The 7816-nt window shown below is 32.4% G+C and carries 3 protein-coding genes; all 3 read right to left on the minus strand.

The genetic code is table 11. The features are described 5' to 3' along the window. Nucleotides 1-4 precede the first annotated feature (4 nt). The 3 genes from BUB89_RS16825 to BUB89_RS16835 all read right to left on the minus strand — a co-directional run bounded on the left by BUB89_RS16825 (nt 5) and on the right by BUB89_RS16835 (nt 7683). The gene (locus BUB89_RS16825; protein WP_073247230.1) at nt 5-1861 is read right to left on the minus strand and encodes a RagB/SusD family nutrient uptake outer membrane protein; all 1857 of its coding nucleotides are present in this window, start codon (nt 1859-1861) and stop codon (nt 5-7) included. An 11-nt stretch (nt 1862-1872) separates the two neighbouring features. Continuing rightward, the gene (locus BUB89_RS16830; RefSeq protein WP_073247215.1) at nt 1873-5079 is read right to left on the minus strand and encodes a SusC/RagA family TonB-linked outer membrane protein; all 3207 of its coding nucleotides are present in this window, start codon (nt 5077-5079) and stop codon (nt 1873-1875) included. Nucleotides 5080-5796: 717 nt separating this feature from the next. Continuing rightward, nucleotides 5797-7683, minus strand: coding sequence for a sulfatase family protein (locus tag BUB89_RS16835; protein WP_073247232.1), 1887 nt, complete (start codon nt 7681-7683; stop codon nt 5797-5799). Between the last annotated feature and the right edge of the window lie 133 nt (nt 7684-7816).

Raw genomic sequence — 7816 nt, forward strand, 5'->3', positions numbered from 1 at the left:
ATAATTACCATCCTGGATTTTGTTTATAATTAAACAAGTCTTGGGCATCACTTTGCGCTACTGGATACCAGTAATGACGTAAACTAAAAACACGTTGCTCAGTAGTTAGATCGATTACATTATAAGTAAAATTTAATGTACTCTTATTAGCGACTGACGCATGACCTGCTGGAGGTACGGCTCTAATTCCTCTAATTGGTTTGCTCAATACTTCTTCAGCAATCATCCAGCGTCTTATATCATGCCATCTATGATTTTCCCACATCAATTCTACCGCTCTTTCATTACGTATTCTATCTCTGAATATTTCTTTAGAAGTAGTAAATGCAACTAAAACATTTGGCATCCCCACTCTATTCCTTATAACATTTAAAGCTTGAACAGCTGTTAAACCATAACCTTTAGGATCAGTAGTAGGTCCATAAGCTTCATTCATTGCCTCAGCATAGTCTAAATATACTTGAGCCACCCTGATATATATAGTATTTAACTTATATAACCTGTATCCTAATGTAAATGTATTACACTCTGGCCATATAAACTTTTTGCACATATATCCCGATGATAATCTATCTTTTGTATTTACATTAGCAATTTGATTTTTATAATCTCTACCGTCAAAATACAATTCTTGATATATCTTATTACCACTTCCTTGTACTCCCCATTCCTCACCAGGAACAATTACATTGTTATAAAATCTAGGGTCACGATTTAAAAATGGTTTTTGTGGGTTATATCCTGACCGAGAATCAGTAATTGGATAAGCATTTCCTCCATTAATCATTTCAAACATATCTACAATATTTTGTGTAGGATTTGAATAGGCTGCTGCGTCATTCGCAGTGCCTCCTGAGAAATATTGTGGAATATAATTCACTCTCAAACCTCTAACTTGATCTCTCTTACCAGCATCCAATCGAAACCAAATAGATTCTGGAGAAGCATTAATTCCATTTGTATAAAATATATTTTTATATTCAGAACTACTCATCAATCTATATCCTGCTCCACCTGAACCATCATTTATATATTTAATAACATCATTTGCATATTCTGCAGCACGTTCAGACCATGATTGACTATAATCCAAATATTGGATACTAGTAAGGTTATTTTGCATTAAAGGACTGGCGGCATACAATGTAGCCATAGATTTTACAGCCATAGCTGCTCCTTTTGTAGCACGACCAAACTCAAGGTTACCCCAAGTATCAGGTAATAGAGAGATTGCCTTATCTAAATCGGTCAACATCCATTCTGTACTCTCCAAATATGTTAGACGCTCTATATCTGTATTGTCATCTGGATCAAATGCCTTGTCCAAAATAGGCATCCCCCCCCAACGTTGAATAATTTGAAAATAGTACCAAGCTCTAAAAAAATAAGCTTGTCCTAACAATTGATTTTTTTGAGTTTCGGTCATTACAGCGACTTGATCTCCTGTCAATCTCTCTATTACCTTATTTGTAATTCTAATAGCATATGTAGCATTAGAAATAACCGATCCTCTATCAAATCTATTCCAATCTGATCCAACAGTCCATCCAATTTCGGGGAACTGACTCCTATCTAACCAAGCCCCTGTGTTCAACACATTTTGTAAATTCCCTCTAAAAGGACTCCCAGCCTCATCCGAAAGACAGTTCACTGAAGACCTATCTAAATTTTGAGATCGCCAATGATGAATATCATTAAGTACTTCATAACAATTGTCCAGATATCCTCTGGTTGATTCGTAACTTGAAAATACATCTTCTTCCGATAATCCAAAATCAGGATTAACATCCAAATATTCTTCACATGATGATAATCCTACAAACAGCATTACCATAATTATTTTATAAAACTTTGTTTTCATATTCATATCCATTAAAATGTAACTCTTAAACCTAAACTATACCTCTTTACTACAGGATATGTATCCGCTCCACTCGTCTCAGGATCAATCTGACCGTCTAACTTAGACCAAGTAAACAAATTATTTCCATTAACATATAATTGTAATGAGTTCAAACCAAATTTATCTATAAGCCCATTTTCAAATTTATAACTGAACTCTAAACTTTTCAATCTCAGATAGGAACCATCAACATAAGTTAAAGTGCTAGGAGTTTTATTATGGTTATTAGATAAATGCAATGCTGGTTTCACAGCGGTAAGCGCATTTTCAGGAGTCCATCTGCCTATTACATTTTCATTTGCCTGGATGTAATTATTAAAATCAAAATAGTAAATATCTGGTATAAGATATCCTACATCAGTAACTCCATAAAATCTTGCAGACAATGCAAATCCTTTATAATCCACTCCTAAGTTAAGAGTATAGGTTCGTAAAGGGAAGTTCTGTACTTGATCCATAGGAACTGAATCCTTTGAGTCAACTACACCGTCTCCATTATAATCTACAAACTGTACATCTCCAGGAATCAGAGCACTTTGACTACTACCTACGAAAGTTCCTGGTCCATTGTAAATATCATCTAAACTTTGATAAAGACCTCCTGCTAACATACGACTCGCCCAGCCAATAGGTTTTCCTTCTTGTTTAAGATATTCTGAAAGAAATCTAGGATCGTTTCTAAAAACAGTTCGGTTTTCAGTAAAGGCTGTACTCAAATTGATATTATACTTTAAAATATCCGTAATATTATCTTTCCAACCTAATTCCAATTCATATCCATGATTTTTGGTCTCCCCAATATTCCCTGTCGCTACCTGATCTACACCAATATAAGAAGGAAGTCTAATATCCATTAAAATTCCTGTTCGCTGTGATTTATAAAGGTCTAAATTGAAACTCAAACCTTTAAATAATTCGGCTTTAAATGACAAGTTGTGTGTACGGCTTTCCTCCCAAGTAGAATTAGTATTGGCCAATGCTCCTTCAGTATATGTTGGTCCAAAAGGACTTAAATTATCATATCCAAGATTGATATTGGTAGCGGTACCAAAAGATTGAAAATACTGAAATCTTGGTCCTCCATCGTCTCCTGTAATACCGTATGAATAATTAACTTTTAAAAGATCTAACCACTTACCTGCAAATTTCTTAATTAAGGGCTCTTCAGATATCACCCATCCTAAACCCATAGATGGAAAAAAACCATACCTAAGTCCTGGTGCAAATTTTTCTGAACCAGAATAAGAACCATTTACTTCAAGAAGATAACGTTCTTTATAATAATAATTCAACCTACCAATCCATTCTTCACGTTTATTTGGATAACCGCTTCTACCTACATCTGATTGTCTCCACATAATGGTATTAGTACTTACTTGATGATCACCAAAAGTACGTTTATAATCCATTTGAAATCTATAATTCAAACGTCTGTTATAGTCATAAAGACTAGGTGTATTTGAAGAAACAGGTCCTTCTTGTGCCTGTGGTGAAGGGTACCTTATCTCAGTCAATATAGGATATGAAATTTTTCCATTTGCACCTACAATTGGGTTTGCATAATCATATTGTCTAAAATATCTAATAATATTAAAATTTGCATCTCCACCACCAACACCACCACGCAATATTTGCTTTTCATAATTAGAAAAAGAAGTGTAATTAATACTGGCTTTAGCACTTAAGCCTTTAGTAATAAAATCCAACCCTTGTTTTAACTCGGCATCATAAAATCCTTGAAAATATTGATAAGTTCTTTTTCCTCCTTCATTAAGCCTCATGATAATATTAGCATCTCCTGTAGAACTTTCTCCATATATACCATCCTCATCTCGAATTGGAAATAAATTTCTAGGTGCCCTAAAAATTAAGTTAAAGAATTGGGCTTGACCAAAACCGTCTTCTCCACCACCATCTATACGATATCCAGGCTGAAAACGTTCTCTATAATTTCCTGAAAAACTAACACTGAATTTTGTAGTTGAAGTCACATCAAAATCAAAATTAGAACGCCAGTTATAACGTTGCAATCCAAAAGCGGGATCATATTGCTCATTAGGTATTGTTTTAAAAATATCACCATCATCTCTATATCCTAATGACACAAAATACTTAACTAATGTTGAGCCTCCTGCAACATTTAAATTATAAGTTTGTTCAATTCCAGTACCCATAAGCTCATCTGTCCAATTTACTTCTGGAAAATAAATATTATAAGGACCTCTATTATCATAATTTTGCTCCCAAGCACTTATAGTAGATTCTGGTATAAGTTGCCCCCAGTTTCTATCATTGGTTGCCGCTTCATTATACATTTTTTGTGCTGTAATATAGTCACTGTATTTCGGATTTGCTGTAGATTCCTTAAACCCAAGATTTGCTGTAAAGTTAAATTTAGGTTTACCAATTTTTCCACGCTTTGTAGTGATCAAAATAACTCCATTAGCTCCACGAACACCATATACTGCTGTAGCTGATGCATCTTTCAAAACTGAAATAGTTTCAATTTCGTTGGGATCCAAATTATTAAGATCACGTTCAATACCGTCAACTAAAGTAAGAGGACCTCCATTTCCTTGCCATGAAGAACGTCCCCTTAAAAATAATTGAGCTGCATCTGAACCAGGTTTACCATTACTATTAACAGCTGTCAAACCAGGTGCAGCACCTTGTAATGCTTCAGAAATCGTACTTACTGAACCCACTTGTTTTAAAGTTTCTCCTTTAATAGTTGTAACCGCACCCACCAATGTTTGTTTTTTCTGTTTGGCAAAACCTACTACCACCACTTCGTTCAAGCCCGTAGAATCTGTTTCCATTTTAATTTTAAAAGGGAGCATGCTCTTGTTTACTTTTGCTACTACTTTCGTTTTAAAACCGATAAAACTAATTTCAATAGTTGAATTCAATGGGACTTTAAGAGTAAACTTACCATCAAAATCTGTTGATGTTGCTTTAGATGTACCTTGTTGAGCGACAGTGGCACCTATTAACGGCAGCCCCATATCATCCAACACTGTACCTTCTATAATAATATCATCCTGAGCTAATACTGTAGTTTCATTTTTTTCTACTGCCCAAAGATTTGGTGAAAGAGCTAAAAATATAAACAGCATTACTCGATATAGTAAGTTGCTAACATTGTTATCTCCTAAAAACCTTCCAAGTATATTCATATTTTTCAAAATTCTAAACGTTAATATTCAATACTCTTTTTAAAAATAAAATCTTTGTAATAAGATTTTATAAAAAAATTTAAATCTTTCCTTTGTTTCATTTTATTAATTGGTTTTAGTTAATAATTAGTTAAAACAAATTAACACATAGCCATTAGGTTAAAATTCTCAACAAAGGGGTAAAAATGTCAAATCTTCACTTTATTTTAAGAAAAAAACTACTTACACAACATTTAAGCAACTTTTTTAAGACAAATCAAACTTAACCTAAGTTTTTTTTAACAAAAAAATAAATAAATATTATAGAAAGATGTATGGTTTTAAAATAAAAACAAATTTTATATCAATGGTCATAAACACCCAAAAAACACATTGAAACACTTTCTTAAATTATCTATAATTGAAAGCAGATGTTAGATAATTTGATTTATTATTTGATACCTTAATAATCTTTTAGATTTCATGATTTAATTTTATAAAAAAAGCATGCTAAATTATTTTAATAATCTAACATGCCTCACAATTGTAAAATAGTTAAGTTGGCTCTAAAAAATAAAATCAGTTTTTCCTTTAAATATTTAAATTTAATTATTAAACTATACAATAGTAACTAAATCAAAAAAGCAATAAAAGTTATCCCTAAAAAAACAAGTGAATTAACATTTATACTTTGGGTATAATTTATTGTGATTTTAAAATCAAAACTTTTAAATCAAATCAATTTTCTGTACCACTATTATTATCTACTAATCCTAAAATACCTAAAAAATCCATACAAGCCGCTTTAACATTATAATTGCGTTTAGGTAATTCATGTATTTTTTTAATAGTTTCAATAAAAGGAATTTTGTTATCTACGTAAAGTAAATAATTAATGCTCATTAATGCCAAATCCATATTATCACTTTTACAAAAATCCTTTAGCCTATTTTCTGCCACTTTGGATTCAAAACAATTATACAAAATGGCTGCCGCAGTTATTGCAACTGGTGAATAATTATCATCTAAGGCATTTACTAAATCTGTTTTATAAGAATTGACGAATCTAGTATCTTGACTCATCAAACCAACAATAGCCCAATACCTAACTATTTTATCATCTGATTTAAGTAGTTTTATTTGTTTTTGAGTCGTTTCTTTACCCCTAAATCCAGATAAAGAAGCAGCATGATAAATATTTTTGAAAGCATAGTTTTTTTTATCCAATCTATACTCATAAGCAGTTCCTGATTTAGATAGTAAACCTATTTCGTATTCTGGTGCAAAATGAATATCTCTTGCTTTTAGAATATCTGTTTTTAATTGCTTTCTCATTTTATTTAAAATGCCTTTATAATTTGGATTATCAGCTAAATTCTTTGTTTCCCAAATATCGTTTTCAATATCATAAAGTACTTCTGCTGGTCTGATTTTAAAAAGTTGCTTTTGTAAAGCATTCAATTTATTGTTTTTATAATCCGCTCGCATATGTCTAGTAATATCAGCAATTTCGATATATCGTATGTACCTCATTTCAGGCATAAAAGGCATAAAATTTCGTGAATAAACAAACCTTCCATCTGTAACGGTTCGCATTAAATCAGTTCCGTTATCAGCACGATCCGAAGAAAGTAATAAATGTTTTCTCGTTTTAGAACACTTCTCACCTAATAAGACACATCCTTTCATATAATCGGGAGCATCACCTCCAGTTAGACTTATTAAGGTAGGTGCTAAATCTTCAAAATTTAATAGTTCGGAACTAACAGTACCTGCTTTTCCCCATGGAGACAAATGCTTGTATTTTTCTGGAAACCAAATAACAAATGGTACACGATATCCTAAATTGATTCCATTAGTTTTTCCTCTTGGCATTCCTTCACCATGATCGGCATAAAAGAAAATAATGGTATTCTCTCTTATGTTATCTTTTTCCAGTTTTTTTATTAGTGCTCCTATTCGGTTATCAGTCAATTTAATCGAATTATACACTCTAGCAAACTGCTTCCGCATTTCTGGTGTATCATTATAAAACGGGGGCATTTCAAATGCGCTATCGGCTATTCTGTCGCTTTCAGGAAGGTGATTCCAAACATTTTTCACATACCAATCAAAAGACATACTCATAGTACGAGACTGATGTGATTCGGCAAAATTAAAAACAGAAAAAAATGGCTGATTCGTCTCTCTTCCTATCCAGGAAGCTGTATTAGAACACTCGTTCCAAGCCTCTTCTATAAAAGCTTTTTCATTGGCAATATTATAATCAGTTTTAACATTGTTAGAGGTATAATACCCTTGCTTTTTCAAAAAGTACGGAAAACCATGTATGAAATCTGGAATAGGATAATTACTACGATGATTTCCAGTCCCCATTTTATAGGTTGGAACTCCAGTAATAATAGCTGATCTACTTGGAGAACAAACCGTTCCTGTTGAAAATGCATTAGTAAAACGAATGCCTTCTACTGCTAGTTTATCAATAACTGGAGTACTTGCATTTTTGTTTCCGTAACAGCCAATAAATTGAGGAGAGGTATCTTCAATCGTTATCCATAGAATATTAGGTCTGTCTTGGGCAGAAACTAAATTCAATGATAATAAAAAATATATAAAACACTTCATAAGATTATATTCTTTAAATTTAAATACAATCATTAATAAAATTAAAACAAACTACCGCTTTAGAATTCTATCTATAGTTACCGAACACATCGAAAACCTATGTGATCAGCCGAAGACTTTATCTCACCATGAC

The sequence above is a fragment of the Flavobacterium flevense genome (assembly GCF_900142775.1).
Taxonomy (GTDB): Bacteria; Bacteroidota; Bacteroidia; order Flavobacteriales; family Flavobacteriaceae; genus Flavobacterium; species Flavobacterium flevense.

Excerpts from the sequence above, each read along its gene's own strand:
- BUB89_RS16825 (WP_073247230.1), bottom strand. The coding sequence starts at position 1,861 with ATGAAAACAAAGTTTTATAAAATAATTATGGTAATGCTGTTTGTAGGA.
- BUB89_RS16830 (WP_073247215.1), bottom strand. The coding sequence starts at position 5,079 with ATGAATATACTTGGAAGGTTTTTAGGAGATAACAATGTTAGCAACTTA.
- BUB89_RS16835 (WP_073247232.1), bottom strand. The coding sequence starts at position 7,683 with ATGAAGTGTTTTATATATTTTTTATTATCATTGAATTTAGTTTCTGCC.